We start from the raw sequence: 19,782 nt of genomic DNA on the forward strand, positions 1-19,782 counted from the left end.
CCCCGCGCTCGTCGCACGCAGCGCCGCTGCGCTCTCCTCACGCGGGTTGCGATGCACCGCACCAGACGCCGCTCGCTGATCCGGCCTGATCCACAAGACACCCCCTAGAGGGGTTATCCACAGGGGTGGTTCGGTCCCCGTGCAGCGCGTAACGTAACGAACCATGAAGATCCTCATCAGCGCCGACATGGAGGGTGCCACCGGTGTGACCTGGCCGGGTGACGTCCTGCCCGGCACCCCGCAGTGGGAGCGCTTCCGGCATCCGTTCACCTCGGATGTGAACGCGGCGGTGCAGGGGTTCTTCGACGGCGGTGCCGATGAGGTCCTCATCAACGAGGCGCACTCGTCCATGCGCAATCTGCTGCTGGAGAAGCTGGACCAGCGGGCGCAGATGATCACCGGGCGGCACAAGACCCTGAGCATGGTCGAGGGGGTGCAGCACGGCGATGTGGACGGGGTGGCGTTCATCGGCTATCACACCGGCGCGGGCACCAAGGGCGTGCTCGCCCACACCTACCTGCCCAACTCCGTGACCGGCGTCTGGGCGAACGGCGCCCGGGCCAGTGAGGGCCTGCTCAACGCGCTCGTGGCCGCCGAATACGGCGTGCCGGTGGTGCTGGTCACCGGCGACGACAAGACCTGCGAGGACGCCAAGGGCTATGCGCCGGACGCCCGGTGTGTCGCCGTCAAGGACTACGTCTCGCGGTATGCGGCGGTGTGCCGCACCCCCGCCCGCACCGCCGCGGACATCCGCCAGGCGGCGCGGGAGGCCACCGAGCTGGCGGTGCGCCACGAACCCCCGCACCGGGGCCCGTTCACGATCGAGCTGGAATTCGACGCCGAGCATCTGGTGGGGGCGGCGAGCGTCGTACCGGGCGTGGAGCGCAGCGGCGAGCGGCGCGTCGCCTACACCTCACCGACCATGTACGAGGGGATCCGCTGCTTCAAGGCGGTCACGACGGTCGTATCGGCCGCGGTGGAGGAGCACTATGGCTGACACGGCCCGCCCGGAGGCGCACGACCCGATCGACGCCCAGGCACTGGAGGAGGTGGTGCGGTTCACCTCCGAGCTGATCGCCATCGACACCACCAACCGCGGCGGCGGGGAGTGCTCGGAGCGCCCGGCCGCCGAGTACGTGGCGGAGATGCTCAGCGACGTCGACATCGACCCCACGCTGCTGGAGCGGTCGCCGGGGCGCACCAATGTGGTCGCCCGGATCGAGGGCACCGATCCGGCCGCGCCCGCGCTGCTCGTCCACGGCCATCTGGACGTGGTGCCGGCCGAGCCCGCCGACTGGACCGTGCACCCCTTCTCCGGTGAGGTCCGTGACGGGGTGGTGTGGGGCCGGGGCGCCATCGACATGAAGAACATGGACGCGATGGTCCTCGCCGTCGTCCGGGCCTGGGCGCGGGCCGGGGCGCGGCCCCGCCGGGACATCGTGCTGGCCTTCACCGCCGACGAGGAGGACAGCGCCGCCTGGGGCTCCGGTTACCTCGCCGACCAGCACCCGGAGCTGTTCGAGGGCTGTACCGAGGGCATCAGCGAATCCGGCGCCTTCACCTTCCACGCCGGGCCCGGGCTGCGGCTCTACCCCATCGCGGCGGGGGAGCGCGGCACGGCCTGGCTGAAGCTCACCGCGCACGGCCGGGCCGGACACGGTTCGAAGGTCAACCGGGCCAACGCGGTCAGCCGGCTGGCCGCCGCCGTCGCCCGCATCGGCGACCACCGCTGGCCGGTCCGGCTGACGCCCACCGTCAAGGCGGCGCTCACCGAGATCGCCGCGCTGCAGGACATCCCGGCCGACGTGGACGCGCCCGGCTTCGACGTCGACGAACTGCTCGCCAAGCTGGGCCCGGCCGCCGCCCTCATCGAGCCGACCGTGCGCAACAGCGCCAACCCGACGGTCCTGGAGGCCGGTTACAAGATCAATGTGATTCCGGGCAGCGCCACCGCCTATGTCGACGGGCGGATGCTGCCCGGCGGCGAGGACGAGTTCCGGGACACCCTCGACCGGCTCACCGGCCCGGACGTCGACTGGGAGTTCCACCACCGCGAGGTCCCGCTGCAGGCCCCGGTCGGGCCCGAGGCACCCACGTACGAGGCGATGCGCGCCGCCGTCCAGCGCTTCGACCCGGGCGGCCACGCCGTGCCGTACTGCATGTCGGGCGGCACCGACGCCAAGCAGTTCTCCCGGCTCGGCATCCGCGGATACGGCTTCTCGCCGCTGCGGCTGCCCGAGGGCTTCGACTACCAGGCGCTCTACCACGGCGTGGACGAGCGGGTGCCGGTCGACGCCCTGCACTTCGGCGTCCGGGTGCTCGACCACTTCCTGCGGAGGGCGTGAGCCGGTGGCGCAGCAGGTCGTCATGGCCACGGCCCCGTACGGGACCTGGCCCTCCCCGGTCGACGCCGCCCTCGCCGCCTCCCGCGACGGCCACCCCGAGTACGTGGGCACGGTCGGGCCCGAGGTGTGGTGGACCGCGCCCCGCCCCGCCGAGGGCGGCCGCCGCGCGCTGGTGCGGCTGCGGGCCGACGGCACCGAGGAGCCGGTGCTGCCCCCGCCGTGGAACGCGCGCAGCACGGTCATGGGGTACGGCGGCACCCCCTGGGCCGCGGCGCCGCGCCCGGCCGGCGGCCCGCTGGTGGTGTTCGTCCACTTCGCCGACCAGCGGCTGTACGCGTACGAGCCGGACACCCCGGCGGGCGCCCCGCCGCGCCCGCTGACCCCGGTGTCGGAGGTGGGCGAGGGCCTGCGCTGGGCGGACCTCCGGCTCCACCCCGACCGCGGCGAGGTGTGGTGCGTCCTGGAGGAGTCCACGGGCGGGCGGCCGACCGACGTGCGGCGCGTGATCGCCGCCGTACCGCTGGACGGCTCGGCCGCCGAGGACCGCACTCGGTTGCGCGAACTCACCGACGCCCGCCATGACTTCGTCACCGGCCCCCGGCTCGCACCGGACGGCCGCCGCGTCGCGTGGATCGCCTGGGACCACCCGCGGATGCCGTGGGACGGCACGGTGGTGATGGTCGCCGAGGTGGCGGACGACGGCCCGTTCACCGGGGTGCGGCCGCTCGTGGGGGGCACCGATGAATCGGTGGCGCAGGCCGAGTGGGCGACCGACGGCTCCTTGCTGTTCGTCTCGGACCTCGGCGGCTGGTGGAACCTGAACCGGATCGACCCGGCCACGGCGGGCGGCGACGCCTTCGCGAGCAGCACCCTGTGCCCCCGCCAGGAGGAGTTCGGGGGGCCGTTGTGGAAGCTCGGGCACCGCTGGTTCGCGCCGCTGGACGGCGGGCTCGTCGCCGTACTGCACGGGCGGGGCGCCCAGACGCTCGGGATCCTCGACCCCGAGACCGGTGAGCTGGCCGATGTCGCCGGGCCGTGGACCGAGTGGGAGCCGACGCTCGCCGTGGACGGCACCCGGGTCGTCGGCGTCGCCGCGAGCCCGCGCAGCGGGCACGAGGTCGTGGAGCTGGACACCCGCACCGGCCACGCCCGCGTCATCGGCAGCGCCCACACCGACCCCGTCGACCCCGCGTACTACCCGCGGCCGCGGGTCCGCACCTTCACCGGCGCGGACGGCCGCGAGATCCACGCCCACCTCTACCCGCCCCACAACCCCGGCCGCACCGCGCCGCCCGGCGAGCTGCCGCCCTACGTGGTGTGGGCGCACGGCGGGCCCACCGGGCGGGCACCGCTCGTCCTCGATCTGCAGATCGCGTACTTCACCTCGCGCGGCATCGGCGTCGTCGAGGTCAACTACGGCGGGTCCACCGGCTACGGCCGCGCCTACCGCGACCGGCTGCGCGAGCGGTGGGGCGTGGCCGACGTCGAGGACTGCGCCGCCGTCGCCGCGGCGCTCGCCGACGAGGGCGTCGCCGACCGGGCCCGGCTGGCGATCCGCGGGGGCAGCGCGGGCGGCTGGACGGCGGCGGTGTCGCTCACCGCCACCGGGCTGTACGCGTGCGGCACGGTCATCTACCCGATCCTCGACCCCGCCGCCTGGGTCACCGGCGAGACCCATGACTTTGAATCCCGGTACGCCGAATCGCTGATCGGCCCGGTCGCCGAGGTCCCGGACCGCTACCGGGAGCGTTCCCCGCTGCACCGGGCCGACCGGATCACCGCGCCGTTCCTGCTGCTCCAGGGGCTGGACGACACGATCTGCCCGCCCGCGCAGTGCGAGCGGTTCCTGGCGGCGATGGCGGGGCGCGGGGTGCCGCACGCGTATCTCACCTTCGAGGGCGAGGGCCACGGCTTCCGCCGCGCCGGCACCATGGTCCGCGCCCTGGAGGCCGAACTGTCCCTGTACGCCCGGGTTTTCGGCCTCCCGGAGGCGGGGGTGCCCGCGCTGGAGCTGCGGAGATGAGCGCTCTGTGGGGCATCGGCAGCGGGGGAGCGGTAGCGTGAGCGCCAGCGCCACGATCCGCCATGCGAGCTGTTTCGCCATCATTCGTATCGGAGGGACCAGTTGACCACCGCACGGGCCCCGCGCCTCGTCGGCCGTGAGCCGCTGCCCACCGCCCTGGCCGGTGGGTGGCCGCAGGGCGGCGAGCCCGAGACCTGGCTGCTCAGCGTCTCGGCGTACACCGCCGGTCTGGACGCCGCCGCACCCGGCAAGATCCTCGACGCCGAGGAGCTGGAGCGGGCCGGGAGGTTCCTGCGCGCCGAGGACCGGGAGCGGTACACGGCGGCCCACATGGGGCTGCGGCAGCTGCTCGGCGGCTATCTGGGCGTGGACCCGGCGGCCGTTCCGTTCACCCGCGAGGACTGCCCCGGCTGCGGTGGTCCGCACGGCCGCCCCGCGGTGGTCGGCTCCCCGTTCCACTTCAATATGTCGCACGCCGGTGACCTGGTGCTCTTCGCCTTCGCCGGGACTCCGGTCGGGGCCGATGTGGAGAAGCTGCAGCCGGCCTCCGTGGTGGACCAGGTGGCCCAGAGCCTCCACCCCAGGGAGCGCGCCGAGCTGGACGCGCTGCCGACCGCGGACCGTCCCGCCGCCTTCGGCCGCTGCTGGACGCGCAAGGAGGCGTATCTCAAGGGCATCGGCACCGGGCTGTCCCAGGACCCGGCGCAGGACTACGTCGGCACCGGCCGGGAGCCGGTGCCGGTGGGCCCGTGGGCGCTGATCGACGTCCCCGTGGAGTCCGGTTACGCGGCGGCCATGGCCCTGCGCGGTCCCGGCCGGGCCGGATAGCCCGGGCCGGGGTCACCCCGGAGGGTCAGTCGCGGATGGTCAGGTCGCGGAGGGCGCGGGCGCCGGGGCGGGGGTCTCGGTGCCGGCAGCGGTCCCGGTCCCGGCCGCCGGGCGGCGCAGCAGGTAGACCCCGATGACGGCGACCAGGGAGGCGGCGGAGAGCGAGTAGAGCCCGCCGTTGGTGCTGCCCGTGGTCTCCTCCAGGTAGCCGAAGAGGGTCGGGGCGACGAACCCTCCCAGGTTGCCGAGGGAGTTGATCACGGCGAGCCCGGAGGCCGTGACCTTGAGGTCGAGGCTGGACTGGGCCAGCGGCCAGAAGAGGTTGGCGCCGCACTTGCTGCCGACGGCGGCCAGGGTGAGGGCCGCGAGCCCGAACCACGGGGAGCCGAGGGTGGCGAGGAAGGTGCCGACGGCCGAGAGCACCAGCACGATGGCGAGGTAGGGGCGCCGGTCCGGCATGCGGTCGGTGTAGCGGCTCATGGTGTACATGGCGATGACCGCGCAGATCCACGGAATGGCCGAGAGCAGGCCGATCTGGAAGGGCGAAAGACCGCCGATGTCGTCGACCAGGCTCGGCAGCCAGAAGGTGATGGCGTAGCCGGTCAGCGCCATGGCGAAGAAGACGAGGGTGAGCAGCGCGACCTGCGGGTGGAGCACCAGACGCCACCGGGACACCTTGGGTTCGCGGCTGCGGGTCTCCCGGTCGCGTTCGAGCGCCGCGCTCAGGGCCGTGCGCTCCTCGGGCGTGAGCCAGCGGGCGTCGCCGATCCGGGAGACGAGGAAGAACGCGGCGACGAGGCCCACCGCGATCGAGATGGCGCCCTCCATGGCGAACATCCAGCGCCAGCCCGCGAAGCCGCCGATGCCGTGCATTTCGAGGAACGCGCCGCTGATCGGGCCGGTGACGATGTACGCGGTCGCGGAGCCGCCGAGGAAGATGGCGCTGGCCTTGCCCCGGTAGGAGTCGGGCAGCCAGGTGGTCATGTAGTACATGACGCCCGGGAAGAACCCCGCCTCCGCGATGCCGAGCAGGAAGCGCAGCACGTAGAAGGAGGTGGCGCCGTGCATGAAGCACATGGCGAGCGTCACCGCTCCCCAGCTGATCATGATGCGGGTGAGCCAGACGCGGGCGCCGAAGCGCTCCATGAGCATGTTGCTCGGCACTTCGAAGATGGCGTAGCTGATGAAGAACAGCCCGGCGCCCAAGCCGTAGGCGGCGGCGCCGACTCCGATGTCGGCACTGAGGTCGTCCTGCACGAACCCGACGTTGGTGCGGTCCATCTGATTGACGACCAGCATCAACACCAGCATCGGCATGACGCGCCGCAAGAACTTGCTCACCGCCCGGTCGACCAGCTCCGGGGCGGGCGCCGCGTCCTGGCCGGGGGGACCCTGCTGTGCCATGGTGCTCTCCTGGCGATATGTTCATCCCTGTGAACAGTCAACGAGTGGTGCGCAGGACCATACGGTTCTGCATGCACTCGGTCAATGACCTATGAAGCACTTATTCCGCAGCGCTGACCTGGTGTTGAGGTCTCCGTCGGACCTGAAGAGCCAAGAGGGTCCTTCGCGGAGGGTGTTCATGGATGTGACCCGATGGGCCTGGCGTCATCGAAGGCGGTGGCGTAGGACGGGCCTCCGTACGATCATTGGCCAATGCCTGATCATGCGTATCTCGCCGAGGGAGCCCGCGCGGCCATCCGGCCCCATCGGCGTGAGGACGGCCCCGAATTCGTCCGGCTCGCGCGGGAAAACATCGCCTTCCACCGCCCCTGGCTGACCATGCCCACGACCGACGAGGCCTACGAGGGCTTCATCACCCAACTGGAGCGGGGGGACCGGCGCGGCTACCTGGTCTGCGTACGGGAGACCGGCGCGCTCGCCGGATTCATCAACATCAACAACATCGTGCGCGGCGCGTTCCAGTGCGGTTCGATCGGCTACGGCGCCTTCCCGCCCGCCGCCGGGCGCGGCTACATGTCCGAGGGGCTGGAACTGGTGCTGCGGCAGGCCTTCGGGCCGCTCGGGCTGCACCGGATCGAAATCAACATCCAGCCCGGCAACGAGGCGTCGACCGCGCTCGTCAAGCGGCTCGGCTTCCGGCTGGAGGGCTTCTCGCCCGACTTCCTCTACATCGAGGGCGCGTGGCGCGACCATGACCGCTGGGCCATGACCAGCGACATGCTGGGGCCCGCGTAATCACCCGGTCGGCGGGAGCGCCGGGACAGGCGCCCCCGCCGGCCGGTCGGGTGCGCTGTCAGGCGCCGGGGTTGCGGTCCACGTACTCGAAGATCGAACCGTCCGGGTGACGGGCCACCAGCATGCGGCCGGTGGGGGCGGGGATCGGGCCCGCGACGATCTGCGCGCCGACCGCCGTCAGGTCGGAGATCGCCTCGTCCACGTCCTTCACCGCGATCGTCGCCGTGATCTTGCGGAGGATCTCCATCTCCGACTCCGGGCCGCTCATCAGGAAGAAACAGCCGACCGCCGCGACCGAGACGCCGCCGCGCTGGAAGCGGGACGCCTCGGCGCCGGTGAGCCGTTCGTAGACGCTGATGGCGGAGTCCAGATCGTCGACGCAGACCCGCAGTGAAGTCCCCATGATGTCCATGCGGGCGAGCCTAGTTGAACCTCAACCGCACGTCAGACGCGGCACAGCAGCTCACCGTGCAGGACGGCGAACCAGCCGTCGTCCCGGCCGCCCCACTCGCGCCAGGCGTCCGCGATGCCCCGCAGCTCCGCCTCCGTGGCATGGCCGCCCTCCACCGCGCGCCGGGCGTACGAGGACGCGACCGTACGGTCCGCCCACAGCCCGCTCCACCACGCCCGCTCCTCGGGGGTGGCGTAGCACCACGCGCTAGCGGAGGAGGTGATGGCGGCGCCGTCGAAGCCCGCCGCCAGGGCCCAGGACCGCAGCCGGCGCCCCGCGTCCGGCTCGCCGCCGTTGGCCCGGGCGACCCGGCGGTAGAGGTCCAGCCAGGCGTCCATCCCGGGCACCCGCGGATGCCAGGTCATGGCGGCGTAGTCGCTGTCGCGGGCCGCGACGATGCCGCCCGGCGCGCACACCCGTCGCATCTCGCGCAGCGCCCGCACCGGGTCGCCGACGTGCTGGAGCACTTGGTGGGCGTGGACGACGTGGAAGGAGTCGTCGGGGAAGTCCAGATCGTGGATGTCGGCGACCGCGAAGCGGAGATTGGCCCGCCCGCGCTCGTCGGCCGTCCGCGCGGCCCGCTCCAGGACGGCGGGCTCCGCGTCGACGCCGACGACCTCGCCCCGGGGCACCAGCTCGGCCAGGTCGGCGGTGATGGTGCCGGGGCCGCAGCCGATGTCCAGGATCCGCATATGGGGTTCCAGATGGCCGGTCAGATAGGCCGCGGAGTTGGCGGCCGTGCGCCAGGTGTGCGAGCGCAGCACCGACTCGTGGTGTCCGTGGGTGTAGACGGCGTCGTTCGGCATGACGGAACTCCTCATCGAGTCGACCGCGATCGGAAGCGATCACCACCGTACGCCGCCATCTCGCATGACGAGAAGAGTTGTCTTGCCATGTGGACGTCAGGAGGTGTGAAAGAGGGCGGCGGGAAGCGGCAACCGCCGCTCTCCGCCGCCCTCTTGGCGTCCGGTCCCACCCTCAGGTGGGTGCCCGTCCCCGCTCCAGATCCCGCATGCTCACCACGCCCACCGGGCGGCCCGACCGGACCACCGGCAGTCGCCGCACCTCATGCCGTCGCATCAGCGCGGCCGCCTCGGTGACCTCCTGGTCGGGGCCGATGGTCACCGGGTCCGGGGTGCACATCAGATGGCAGCTGACCGTCAGCGGATCGACGCCCTCCGCGACCGCGCGCAGCGTGATGTCGCGGTCGGTGAGCACGCCCAGCAGCTCACCGTGGAGCGCCACGAACACCCCGCCGATGTCCTGCGCGCGCATCAGCTGCGCCGCTTCCACCAGCGAGGCATCGGGACGCACCCAGGTGACCGTGGGCGTCATGACGTCTTTCACGTACTGCGGCATCTCGCTCGCCTTCTTCGGGGTCCCGCGTGGGACGGGCGGACCCTACGCCTCGGGGCGCAGGCCCAGCGCGGAGACCACCTCCTGCACGGTGCGGAACGTCTCGTGGGCGGGCAGCTCCTGGGCCAGGGCGATCAGCCGGTCCGGTGCGTGCCGCTCGTGCAGCACGCGCAGCACGGCGCTCCGTTCCGCCGGGAACGTGGTGCGGCCCAGATGGCGGGCGAACTCGAAGCGGAGCGCCTCCGCCTCGCCGATCGTCCCCGGCGACGGCACCGGACCGGTCGTCACCTCCGGGTCGTCATCGGCGGCGGGCTCCGGGTCGTGCCACTCCTCGACCCGGGTCGGATGGCCGGAACGGATCAGGCCCTGAAGCTCCTGCTTCATCTCCTCGTCCCGGTGAACGCTCAGCCGGTCGCTGCCTCGCTGCATGTCGGTCCCCTTCCTTCATGGGTCCGTAGTGCTCGTGGGATGGTCATGTCCCCGAGAGTTCACTGCGTCGCGCCGCCCTCGTACGGCCAGCGCAGCAGTGCGCCCAGTCCCCCGACCGGGGCGCCGTTCGCCTCCTCCCCGCCGTTGCCCGGCGGCACCGTCAGCACCTCGGCGCCGGTGGCCGCGGCCGAACGGATCAGCGCGTCGTCCGCGCGCACCGCGACCGGCCGGGCGTCGCCCAGGTACTGCAGGTCGGTACGGCGCATCGCCACCTGGTCCGGCTCGGCCCCCGCCCATACCTCGCGGTACAGATCGGTGCCGTCCGGCCGGATCAGCAGCGTGCCGATGCGGTGCTCGCGCGCCGCGTCGACCAGCGCCGGAACGCCTTCCGCCGCCGTCACGCGGCCGTCCGTGGGCACGCGGCCCGCCCGGAACCGCTCCATCGCCTCCTCGGTGCGGTCGTGCACGTGCCGGGCCCGCACCTCGTCCACGTCGCGGTCCAGCAGGCGGGCGGCGTGCGTACCGGGCGAGGCCGAACCGGCGGCCCGGCCGCCGTGCTCGCTCTCCGCGGCCCTCGGGCGCAGCTGCTCCGGCAGCCGGTCGTGAACGGCGCGCCGCTCGCGCGCGTCCCCCACCAGCAGCACCAGATCGGCCCGCGTCTCCTCCTGGCGGGCCCGCAGCTCGTCCGCGATCAGCCCCGCGTTGTGCTCCCAGGTGTTCTCCGTCCGCAGCTGGAAATGGCGCTCCGACCAGTCGGCCGACGCGGTGCGGTGCACCGGCCACTGCTGCCCGGTCACCTGCCCCACGTCCTTCTCGCCGCGCGCGCCGCGCAGCTCGAAGTCCGCGCCCGTGCGGTCGATGTACGCCACCAGGCAGGACGGATCGTCCCCCGCCAGCTCCATCAGCGGCCCCACATGCGGCAGCGCCGACCAGCACGCGTGCGGCGCGCCCTGGGGCGGCGCCGTCAGCGACGGGTCGAGCACCACCTCGCCGCGCGAGGCGAAGACGGCCCGGCCCACCGGCTCGGTGGCCGGTGTCACCGTCGTCAGCTCGTCGTACACCGCACGGCACGTGCGCGCGTCGGCGCCCTGCTGCTCCAGTCGGCGGCATGCCTCGCGGGCGGAGCGTTCGTGCTCCTCGGCCGCGGACTGGTCGGGGTGCGAGGTGTCGACGTAGACGGTTGCCCAGGGGCCTGGGCGTTCGAACAGCGGATTCAGAAATCCGAGTCGCATGTACTCCCTCCCGGCGGTCCGGGTGTTTCGTCCCTCCCGCGTACCCGTCACCACGGCATCGACACGGATTCTTACGGGAGGTTTGAGGCCCCTGGGTCAGGGGACCCGGCGTGTGGCCGAGCGGCCCGCAGGGAGTGAGGGCGGCGCCGGGCACGGGAGATCAGGGGCCCGTGCCCGGCGCCTCTGCGTGTTTGTTAACCCCTGCGCGCGCGGGTACCCGGCGCGCATGACTGACACCTCCGCGAACCCGAGCCCGGCCGCGGACAATCCGCTGCTGGCCAGACACGGTGAGGCGCTGGACCTGTTCACCGAGCGGGTGCACGCCGTACGGCCCGACCAGTGGGACGACCCCACGCCCTGCACCGAATGGACCGTGCGGGACCTGGTGAACCACCTCGCCGTCGAGCAGATGTGGGTCCCGGCGCTGCTCCGCGAGGGCGCGCGCCCCGGCGGTGAGGACGACGTCCTGTCCGGCGACCAGCTCGGCGACGACCCCATCGCCACCTGGGACGCGGTCGCCGCCGTCGCCCGTACGGCCTTCCACGAGCCCGGCGCCCTGGAACGCACCGTCGCCCTCTCCTACGGCCCGAGCCCCGCCACGGAGTACTGCGCCCAGATGACCGCCGACGCGACCGTCCACGCGTGGGATCTGGCCCGGGCCATCGGCGCCGACGAACGGCTCCCCAAGCCGCTGGTCGACTTCTCCGTACGGGAGGTCGCGCCGTACGCGGCGGACCTGGAGAAGAGCGGCCTCTTCGCGGCCCCGGTGGACCCGCCGCCGAATGCCGACGCCCAAACGAAGCTCCTGGCCCTGCTGGGCCGCGAACCGTAGCGAACCGGGGCCGCGCCCCGGGCCCCGCCGGGCTTCTCCGCCCCGGGCCCCGCACCGCGCCTGCGCCCCGGGCCCCGCACCCCGGCTCGGGATGCGGGGCCGACGCGCCGCGGGGTGTGGTCAGGGGCGGGCCGGGGGGCGGGTCCAGTGACGGTGGGCGGCTATCGCTTCGGCGAAGGCGCGGGTGAACTCCTCGCTCGCCGTGCCCGTCGTCGTATCGGTGACCACGCCCCGGTCGGCGCAGACCTGGCCGTGGGCGGCGGACAGGTGCAGGCCGTCGGGGTTGAGGGCGGTGAGGAGGCCGACACCGGAGCCCAGGGCGCCGATCGGCTTGCCGTGCCGGTAGGCGTCGCGGACGAAGCGCATGGCGGCTTCGTCGGAGGCCAGGTCGGGGGTGCCGGGGGGACCGCCGGGCAGCAGGACGGCGTCGTACAGGACGGAGGCGACGGTCGGCAGGGCGCGGTCGACCGCGTAGCCGTTGCCGTCGTTGCCGCGCACCTTGCCGTCGTGGGCCGCGAGCGCTTCGACGACGGCGCCCTCGGCGGTCAGCGCCTCCTGGGCCCGGGTGAGCTGTTCGGCGTCCACGCCGTCCGTGACGAGCGCCGCGACGGTGCGGGTGCGGATGGAGTGGTCGCCGCCCAGGTTGTCCAGGCTGAGGGCGGGGGAGGCGACGGGCTTGTGGTTGTCGTTGACCGGGGCGGGGTTGGCGACGCCGATGCCCTCGGCGACCGCGGTGGCCAGGCCGTAGTCGATGTGGGCCAGCTCGCCGACCGTACGCTCCCGCACCCGCACCGCGCCGACCTTGCCCAGCTCGAAGCGGAAGGCGTCGACGATGTGCTTGCGCTCCCAGTCGCTCATGCTGTTCCAGAACATGGCGGCCTGGCTGTAGAAGTCCTTGAAGCTGGGGCTGCGCTTGCGGATCTTGTCGCCGTCGACGCGCTCCGCGTAGTGGGTGTAGGCGTAGCCGTCCGCCCCGGCGAGGGCGGGGCAGCCGCCGCCCAGCGAGTTGGGGGAGTAGTTCGTCCCGGTGTGGATCGTGCTCTGGTGGTAGCCGTCGCGCTGGTTGGTGCGGACGGGGGCGACGGGCTGGTTGACCGGGAGGTGGGCGAAGTTGGGGCCGCCGAGCCGGATCAGCTGCGTGTCCAGGTAGGAGAAGTTACGGGCCTGGAGCAGCGGGTCGTTGGTGAAGTCGATGCCGGGTACGACGTTGGCGGTGTGGAAGGCGACCTGTTCGGTCTCGGCGAAGAAGTTGTGCGGGTTGCGGTCCAGGACCATGCGGCCGATGGGCCGTACCGGCACCTGCTCCTCCGGGATGAGCTTCGTGGCGTCGAGCAGGTCGAAGTCGAAGTTGAACTCGTCCTCCTCCGGCACCAGTTGCACCCCCAGCTCCCACTCCGGGTACTCGCCCGCCTCGATGGCGTCCCACAGGTCGCGCCGGTTGAAGTCGGGGTCCCGGCCCTGGCACTCCTGGGCCTCGTCCCACACCAGGGAGTGGACGCCGAGCTTGGGCTTCCAGTGGAACTTCACGAACGTGCCCTTGCCGTTCGCGTTCACGAACCGGAAGGTGTGCACGCCGAAGCCCTGCATCATCCGGTAGCTGCGCGGGATCGCCCGGTCCGACATCAGCCACATCATCATGTGCAGGGTCTCGGGCTGGAGGGAGACGAAGTCCCACAGGGTGTCGTGCGCGGAGGCACCCGTCGGGATGTCGTTGTGCGGTTCGGGTTTGACCGCGTGCACGAAGTCGGGGAACTTGATGCCGTCCTGGATGAAGAAGACCGGCATGTTGTTGCCGACCAGGTCGTAGTTCCCCTCCGAGGTGTAGAACTTGGTGGCGAAGCCGCGTACGTCGCGCACCGTGTCGGCCGAGCCGCGCGGCCCCTGCACGGTGGAGAACCGTACGAAGACGGGGGTGCGCACGGACGGGTCCTGGAGGAAGGCGGCCTTGGTGAACTCCGCGCAGGACTCGTACGGCTCGAAGTACCCGTAGGCGCCCGCGCCGCGCGCGTGCACCACCCGCTCCGGGATCCGCTCGTGGTCGAAGTGGGTGAGCTTCTCGCGGAAGTGGAAGTCCTCCATCAGCGTGGGGCCTCGCTCGCCCGCCGAGAGCGAGTCGTCGGTGTGGTCGACCGCCACGCCCTGGTCGGTGGTCAGCGGCCCCTCGGCGGGGTCGGGTGCCTTGTGCGCATCGCGCTGCCGCTCCTTGCGGTCCGGCTGCTCGGTGGTCATCAGGCCGCTCCCTTCGCGAACTCCTCGACGAAGGCCTCGTTGAACGCCTTGAGATCGTCCGGCTTGCGGCTGGTGATCAGGACGTTGGGGCCGCCGTCGCAGATCTTGACCTGCTCGTCCACCCAGACACCGCCCGCGTTGGTGATGTCGGTGCGCAGGCTGGGCCACGAGGTGAGGGTGCGCCCGCGTACGACGTCGGCCTCGACCAGCGTCCAGGGCGCGTGGCAGATGGCGGCGACCGGCTTGCCCGCGTCGAAGAAGCCCTTGACGAAGGCGACGGCCCGCTTGTCCAGGCGCAGGAAGTCGGGGTTGGCGACCCCGCCGGGCAGCACCAGGCCGTCGTACTCCTCCACGGTGGCGTCCTTCACCGTCTGGTCGACCTCGAAGGTGTCCGCCTTGTCGAGGTGGTGGAACCCCTGGACGCGGCCGGACGCGGTGGACACCAGCCGGGGCGTGCCGCCCGCGTCGCGGACCGCCTGCCAGGGATCGGTGAGTTCGACCTGCTCAATGCCTTCGGGGGCGACGAGGAAGGCGACCTTCATTGCGTTCACGTCCTTTCCGGTGTCATTCGTCATCCGAATTCGTCATCCGTAGCGTCATGTCATCCGTCGTCGGCCCGGCGGGTAGCCAGCAGGACGGTGCCGAAACCGTTCACAGCACCCGGTACGGCGTCGCCGTCTCGTGGCGGAAGGACATGCCGTGTCCCGGCGCGCCGCTCGCCCCTGGCCGCACCGAGCCGCCGGTGGGGTCGAGGGCGCCGGTGAAGAGGGTGGACTCGATGCGGGCGTGGTCGTGGAACCACTCCAGGTGGCGCACGTTCGGTACGCACGCGGCCGCGTGCGCGTGGGCGTGCGGCGCGCAGTGCGCGGAGATCTCCAGCCCCGTGGCCTCGGCGAGGGCGGCGGCGCGCAGCCAGACGGTGAGCCCGCCGCAGCGGGTGGCGTCGGCCTGCAGACAGTCCACGACCGGGGCCATCCGCGCGAAGTACGGCAGCATGTAGCCGTACTCGCCGGCCGCGACATCGCAGACCACCAGGTCGCGCACGACCCGCAGGCCCTCCAGGTCGTCGGAGGAGACCGGTTCCTCGAACCAGCCCACCCCGTGCTCGGCGAGCGCGTGGCCCATGCGCACCGCCTGCTTGCGGTTGTACGCGCCGTTGGCGTCCACGTACAGCTCGGCGTGCGGGCCGATCGCGTCGCGCGCGTGGCCCACCCGGGCGAGGTCGCGTTCGACGGCCCGGCCCCAGGCCTCACCGATCTTGATCTTGACGCGTTCGATGCCCTGGCCGTGCACCCAGCCGGTCAGCTGGGTGGCCAGATGGGTGTCGTGGTACGTGGTGAAGCCGCCGGAGCCGTAGACCGGCACGGTGTCGTGCACCGCGCCGATCAGCTGCGGCAGCGGCAGCTCCAGCAGCCGCGCCTTGAGGTCCCACAGCGCGATGTCCACCGCGGAGATCGCGCAGGACACCAGCCCCGGCCGGCCCGCGTTGCGCACGGCCCGGCCCATGGCCTCGTTCGTCCCCGCGACGTCCATGGGGGAGCGGCCCAGGACATGGCCGCGCAGCAGGTCGCAGACCACCGACCCGGCGTCGGCCGGTGCGTAGGTCCAGCCGAGGCCGGTGGTCGTCCCGCTGCGCGCCTCGACCACCACGACGGTGGTCTCGTCCCAGGCGAGGGTGGCGTCCGCCTCGGGGGCGTCGGTCGGCACCGTGTAGGCCGTGACGTCCAGCCGCTCGATCTTCACGAGATGCCTGCGCTCACGCGTCGCCGCCGTCGGCCTTCTTGTCCCGGTGCGGCTCCCGGTGCGACCGGTGCGGCAGGTACTCCTGCACCTTCGCCTTCAGCCCCTGGCGCACCATTCCGGTGCGGTCCGGGTCGCCCTTGACCATCGATCCGAGCGTGGCCTCCATCTGCTCCCACGTGGCGTGCGGCGGGATCGGCGGCACAGCCGGGTCGGTCAGGAACTCCACGCACACCGGGCCGTCCGCGCCCAGCGCCTCGCGCCACGCCGGCTCGACCTGTTCGGGCTTCTCCACCCGGATGCCCTTCAGGCCGAGCGATTCGGCGAACCGCGCCGAGGACACGTCGGGGATCTCCTGCGAGGGCAGGAACTGGGGCGCGCCGCCCATCGCCCGCATCTCCCAGGTCACCTGGTTGAGGTCCTGGTTGTTCCAGACGCCGATGATCAGCCGCGGATCGTCCCACGCGTGGCGGTACTTGGCCGCGGTGATCAGCTCCGCCATGCCGTTCATCTGCATCGCGCCGTCCCCGACGAGGGCCACCACGGGCCGGTCCGGCTGGGCGAACTTGGCGCCGATCGCGTACGGCACGCCGCTGCCCATGGTGGCCAGCGTGCCGGACAGCGAGCCGCGCATCCGGCCGCGCATCCGCACATGGCGGGCGTACCAGTTGGCGACGGAGCCGGAGTCGCAGGTGAGGATGGCGTCGTCGGGGAGCAGCGGGTTCAGGCAGTGGGCCACGTACTCGGGGTTGATGGGGTCGGCGGAGACCTCGGCGCGCTGCTCCATCACCTCGCGCCAGCGCCGTACGCCCGCGGTGACCTCTTCCTGCCAGCCGCGGGCCTCCTTGCGGCGCAGCATCGGCAGCAGCCGCAGCAGCGTCTCGCGCGCGTCGCCGACCAGGTTGACCTCGTACGGGTAGCGCATCCCGATCATGTGCGGGTCGAGGTCGACCTGCACGGCGCGGACCTTGCCGAACTCCGGCAGGAACTGGGTGTACGGGAAGCTGGAGCCGATCGTCAGCAGGGTGTCGCAGTCGCGCATCAGCTCGTACGAGGGGCGGGTGCCCAGCAGCCCGATGGGCCCGGTGACATACGGCAGGTCGTCGCTCAGCACGTCCAGCCCGAGGAGCGCCTTGGCGATGCCCGCGCCGAGCGTGTCGGCCACCTCCCGCACCTCGGCGCGCGCCCCGGCGGCGCCCTGGCCGACCAGGATGGCGACCCGGTCGCCCGCGTTCAGCACCTCGGCGGCGCGCTCCAGCGAGCTGCGGGAGGGCACCGCGGACCAGCCGCTGCGGTCCAGGCTGGAGGGCACCATCTTGAAGTCGTGGGTGGGCGGGGAGTAGTCCAGCTCCTGGACGTCCGCCGGGATGATCACGGCGGTGGGGGCGCGCCGGGCGTAGGCGGTGCGGATGGCCCGGTCCAGGACGTTGGGCAGCTGCTCGGGGACGGTCACGGTCTCCAGGAAGTCGGAGGCGACGTCCTTGTACAGGCTGTGCAGGTCGACTTCCTGCTGGTACGAACCGCCCATCGCGCTGCGGTGGGTCTGGCCGACCAGCGCCACCACCGGGACGTGGTCCAGCTTGGCGTCGTACAGCCCGTTCAGCAGGTGGATGGCGCCCGGCCCCGAGGTGGCCGTGCAGACGCCGAGCCGCCCGCTGAACTTGGCGTAGCCGACGGCCTGGAACGCGGCCATCTCCTCGTGCCGGGCCTGGATGAACCGGGGTTCGTTCTCCGCCCGCCCCCAGGCGGCGAGCAGGCCGTTGATGCCGTCGCCCGGGTACCCGTAGACATGCTCGACGCCCCACTCGCGCAGCCGGGCGAGGACGTAGTCGGCGACTTTCATGGTCATGTCGGTCACTCACTCCTGTGGGGGTGCTCGGGTGCGTCGGATCGCCCGGGGCGGAACCGCGAGGTCCCGGGGGCGCCCGACGGGCTCAACCGGCCAGCTGCGGCAGCACCTTGGTGCGGTAGAAGTCGAAGAAGCCGCGCTGGTCGGGGCCGATCTGGTTGACGTAGACGGTGTCGAACCCGGCCTCGGCGTAGGCGGACAGCGCGCCGATGTGCGCGTCGATGTCGTCGCCGCAGGTCACCCTCTCCGCCATCCGCTCGGGCGTGATGAGTTCGGCGGCCTGCTCGAAGTGGGCCGGGGTGGGCAGCGTCGTCAGCAGCTGGCCGGGCAGCGACTCGACCGCCCACAGCCGGTGTGCGGTGCGCAGCGCCTCGTCGGCGTCCGGGCCCCAGCACACCTTCAGGCCGCCGCGTACGGGCTTGTGGTTGCCGCTCGCGCCGCTGCCGCGCCGGAACCGCTCCACCAGTTCCGCGTCGGGGCCCATGGTGATGAAGCCGTCGCCGACCCGCCCGGCCAGCGCGCAGGCGGCCTCGCCGAACGCGGCGATGTCGATGGGCACCGGCTCGTCGGGGACCGTGTACAGCCGGGCGTTCTCCACCGTGTAGTGCTTGCCGTGGTGGTCGACCCGGCGCCCCTCGAACAGCTGGCGCATCACCATCACGGCCTCTTCCAGCATCTCCAGCCGGATCGGGGCCGGCGGCCAGCGGTCGCCCAGCACATGCTCGTTCAGCGCCTCACCGCTGCCCACGCCCAGCCGGAACCGGCCGTCCAGCAGCACCGCGCTGGTGGCGGCCGCCTGGGCGACGATGGCGGGGTGCATGCGGAACGTCGGGCAGGTGACGGCGGTCTGCACGGGCAGCGAAGTGGCCTGCGCCAGGGCGCCGATCACGGACCAGACGAACGAACTCTGGCCCTGCGCCTGGTTCCAGGGGTGGTAGTGGTCGGAGATCCACAGCGAGGTGAACCCCGCCTGTTCCGCCATCCGCGCCTGCTCGATCAGCTCGGCGGGACCGTGTTCCTCGGCGGCCAGGAAGTAGCCGTACTCGGTCATCGGACCCTCCTTGTGCGCGGATGCGGTGAAACGGGTAACCGGCGCGCAGGGAAGAAAACACAGCGGGAAACCTTGTTTGGCAGGGTCTCGGACGGGCACGCGACCTTCAGTGCTTCGGACCGGAGGCACGCCACAGGAGCAGGACAACTGCGACAGGCGTGTCCCGAGTGGTCGCCCCATTTGTCCGGTTTGCTCCCACGGTGCCATACGATAGCCCAAGGGAGGCGCGGCCGCATGACAGCCGTACGAGCACAGTCCCGCCAGACGCACACCCGGGAGACCCCCACCCGGCAGGTGCGTTCCCGCAAGCGCCGGCATGCGCACGACGACGCCCCCGACACCGACGCCCGGTTCCGCCGCATCTCCGCCATGCCGGAGGGCCCGGCGAAGGAGGCCCTGCGCCAGGACGTCGTCCGGGCCTGGATGCCGATGGCCGAGCGGCTGGCCGGGCAGTTCCGCAACCGCGGCGAGTCCGCGGACGATCTGCGTCAGGTCGCCATGCTCGGCCTGGTCAAGGCCGTCAAGCGCTACGACCCGGACCGCGGCACCGCCTTCGAGAGCTACGCCGTGCCGACGGTGGTCGGCGAGGTCAAGCGCCACTTCCGGGACCACCTGTGGGGCCTGCACGTCCCGCGCCGGGTCCAGGAACTGCGCAACCAGGTCCGTACGGCGGTCCAGGAGCTGAACCGCTCCCCGGACTCCCGCACCCCGGGCGTCGCCGACATCGCCGAGCACACCGGGCTGAGCGAGGAGGACGTCCGGGCGGGCATGGAGGCGCTGGAGAGCTACAGCACCCTGTCCCTGGACGCCGAACTGCGCGGCGCCGAGGACGGATACGCGCTCATCGACACCCTCGGCTCGCCCGAGCCCTCCTACGACCGCGTCGTCCAGCGCGAGGCGCTCAAGCCGTGCCTGCGTGCCCTGCCCGAACGCGAACGGCGCATCCTGTACCTGCGCTTCTTCTGCGACGAGACACAGGGCCGCATCGCCGACCGGCTGGGCATCTCCCAGATGCACGTGTCCCGGCTGATCAGCCGCACCTGTGAGCGCCTGGGCGAGGAAGTCAACGCCGAAGCCCCCGCGCAGGCCGCCTGACCCGAGCCCGCCCAGCCGACACCCCCTGGGGGGTGTCGTGTGGATCATGCCGGGCTCCCGACGCCGCTGTGACATCAGCCGCTGCCGCGGCGGGCGGCACCTCGCGGCCCCGCGCTCGTCGCA

At 72.3% G+C, this 19,782-nt stretch carries 18 protein-coding genes; 7 read left to right on the top strand and 11 right to left on the bottom strand.

Translation table 11 applies throughout. From position 1 onward, the window contains the following. Nucleotides 1–163 precede the first annotated feature (163 nt). From ABZ562_RS39995 to ABZ562_RS40010, 4 genes are all read left to right on the top strand, one after another. Nucleotides 164–997: a M55 family metallopeptidase gene (locus ABZ562_RS39995; protein ID WP_361490069.1), complete on the top strand. Its 834-nt coding sequence runs from the start codon at nucleotides 164–166 to the stop codon at nucleotides 995–997. Continuing rightward, on the top strand, nucleotides 990–2,345 hold the full coding sequence (locus ABZ562_RS40000) for a M20/M25/M40 family metallo-hydrolase (RefSeq protein WP_361490071.1): 1,356 nt from the start codon (nucleotides 990–992) through the stop codon (nucleotides 2,343–2,345). Before ABZ562_RS39995 ends, ABZ562_RS40000 begins: the two co-directional genes overlap by 8 nt. Nucleotides 2,346–2,367: 22 nt before the next feature. Further along, on the top strand, nucleotides 2,368–4,368 hold the full coding sequence (locus tag ABZ562_RS40005) for a prolyl oligopeptidase family serine peptidase (protein WP_361490106.1): 2,001 nt from the start codon (nucleotides 2,368–2,370) through the stop codon (nucleotides 4,366–4,368). Between the two features lie 102 nt (nucleotides 4,369–4,470). Next, complete coding sequence (locus tag ABZ562_RS40010) at nucleotides 4,471–5,196, top strand: 4'-phosphopantetheinyl transferase superfamily protein (RefSeq protein ID WP_361490074.1); 726 nt, start codon at nucleotides 4,471–4,473, stop codon at nucleotides 5,194–5,196. 39 nt (nucleotides 5,197–5,235) lie between these two features. Here ABZ562_RS40010 and ABZ562_RS40015 read toward each other — a convergent pair whose 3' ends face one another. Beyond that, nucleotides 5,236–6,600, bottom strand: a complete 1,365-nt coding sequence (locus ABZ562_RS40015) for an MFS transporter (RefSeq protein WP_361490077.1) — start codon at nucleotides 6,598–6,600, stop codon at nucleotides 5,236–5,238. Nucleotides 6,601–6,852: 252 nt separating this feature from the next. Between ABZ562_RS40015 and ABZ562_RS40020 the strand changes: the two genes are divergently transcribed. After that, nucleotides 6,853–7,395 (top strand): GNAT family protein, encoded by a 543-nt coding sequence (locus tag ABZ562_RS40020; RefSeq protein WP_361490078.1) that lies wholly within the window; start codon nucleotides 6,853–6,855, stop codon nucleotides 7,393–7,395. A 58-nt stretch (nucleotides 7,396–7,453) separates the two neighbouring features. Here ABZ562_RS40020 and ABZ562_RS40025 read toward each other — a convergent pair whose 3' ends face one another. The 5 genes from ABZ562_RS40025 to ABZ562_RS40045 all read right to left on the bottom strand — a co-directional run bounded on the left by ABZ562_RS40025 (nucleotide 7,454) and on the right by ABZ562_RS40045 (nucleotide 10,863). Continuing rightward, nucleotides 7,454–7,807 (bottom strand): VOC family protein, encoded by a 354-nt coding sequence (locus ABZ562_RS40025; RefSeq protein ID WP_361490080.1) that lies wholly within the window; start codon nucleotides 7,805–7,807, stop codon nucleotides 7,454–7,456. Between the two features lie 32 nt (nucleotides 7,808–7,839). Then, the gene (locus ABZ562_RS40030; protein WP_361490082.1) at nucleotides 7,840–8,652 is read right to left on the bottom strand and encodes a class I SAM-dependent methyltransferase; all 813 of its coding nucleotides are present in this window, start codon (nucleotides 8,650–8,652) and stop codon (nucleotides 7,840–7,842) included. Between the two features lie 172 nt (nucleotides 8,653–8,824). Continuing rightward, nucleotides 8,825–9,205 (bottom strand): CBS domain-containing protein, encoded by a 381-nt coding sequence (locus ABZ562_RS40035; protein WP_361490085.1) that lies wholly within the window; start codon nucleotides 9,203–9,205, stop codon nucleotides 8,825–8,827. Between the two features lie 42 nt (nucleotides 9,206–9,247). Further along, entirely contained in the window at nucleotides 9,248–9,631 is a 384-nt protein-coding gene (locus ABZ562_RS40040; RefSeq protein WP_361490087.1) for a DUF2795 domain-containing protein, read from the bottom strand. A 59-nt stretch (nucleotides 9,632–9,690) separates the two neighbouring features. Continuing rightward, nucleotides 9,691–10,863, bottom strand: coding sequence for a Vms1/Ankzf1 family peptidyl-tRNA hydrolase (locus ABZ562_RS40045; protein WP_361490090.1), 1,173 nt, complete (start codon nucleotides 10,861–10,863; stop codon nucleotides 9,691–9,693). A 226-nt stretch (nucleotides 10,864–11,089) separates the two neighbouring features. Between ABZ562_RS40045 and ABZ562_RS40050 the strand changes: the two genes are divergently transcribed. Continuing rightward, complete coding sequence (locus ABZ562_RS40050) at nucleotides 11,090–11,695, top strand: TIGR03086 family metal-binding protein (protein ID WP_361490093.1); 606 nt, start codon at nucleotides 11,090–11,092, stop codon at nucleotides 11,693–11,695. Nucleotides 11,696–11,815: 120 nt separating this feature from the next. On the opposite strand, the gene ABZ562_RS40055 is transcribed toward ABZ562_RS40050, so the two are convergent. The 5 genes from ABZ562_RS40055 to ABZ562_RS40075 form a co-directional block, all read right to left on the bottom strand. Then, the gene (locus ABZ562_RS40055) at nucleotides 11,816–13,924 is read right to left on the bottom strand and encodes a catalase (RefSeq protein ID WP_361490095.1); all 2,109 of its coding nucleotides are present in this window, start codon (nucleotides 13,922–13,924) and stop codon (nucleotides 11,816–11,818) included. Then, nucleotides 13,924–14,466 carry a type 1 glutamine amidotransferase domain-containing protein gene (locus ABZ562_RS40060; RefSeq protein WP_361490109.1) on the bottom strand — a complete coding sequence of 181 codons (543 nt, stop codon included), beginning with the start codon at nucleotides 14,464–14,466 and terminating at the stop codon, nucleotides 13,924–13,926. The genes ABZ562_RS40055 and ABZ562_RS40060 overlap by 1 nt, the downstream gene beginning before the upstream one ends. 109 nt (nucleotides 14,467–14,575) lie before the next feature. Beyond that, a complete protein-coding gene (locus ABZ562_RS40065) occupies nucleotides 14,576–15,667 on the bottom strand; it encodes an enolase C-terminal domain-like protein (protein WP_361490097.1) in 1,092 nt (363 codons plus the stop codon). 13 nt (nucleotides 15,668–15,680) lie between these two features. Next, entirely contained in the window at nucleotides 15,681–17,513 is a 1,833-nt protein-coding gene (locus ABZ562_RS40070; RefSeq protein WP_361490099.1) for a thiamine pyrophosphate-requiring protein, read from the bottom strand. Between the two features lie 85 nt (nucleotides 17,514–17,598). Further along, the gene (locus ABZ562_RS40075; RefSeq protein ID WP_361490102.1) at nucleotides 17,599–18,564 is read right to left on the bottom strand and encodes an LLM class F420-dependent oxidoreductase; all 966 of its coding nucleotides are present in this window, start codon (nucleotides 18,562–18,564) and stop codon (nucleotides 17,599–17,601) included. A gap of 234 nt (nucleotides 18,565–18,798) precedes the next feature. On the opposite strand from ABZ562_RS40075, the gene ABZ562_RS40080 reads away from it, so the two are divergent. Then, nucleotides 18,799–19,659 (top strand): SigB/SigF/SigG family RNA polymerase sigma factor, encoded by an 861-nt coding sequence (locus tag ABZ562_RS40080; RefSeq protein ID WP_361490104.1) that lies wholly within the window; start codon nucleotides 18,799–18,801, stop codon nucleotides 19,657–19,659. Nucleotides 19,660–19,782 lie beyond the last annotated feature (123 nt).

The sequence above is a fragment of the Streptomyces sp. NPDC019937 genome (assembly GCF_040631655.1).
Lineage (GTDB): Bacteria > Actinomycetota > Actinomycetes > Streptomycetales > Streptomycetaceae > Streptomyces.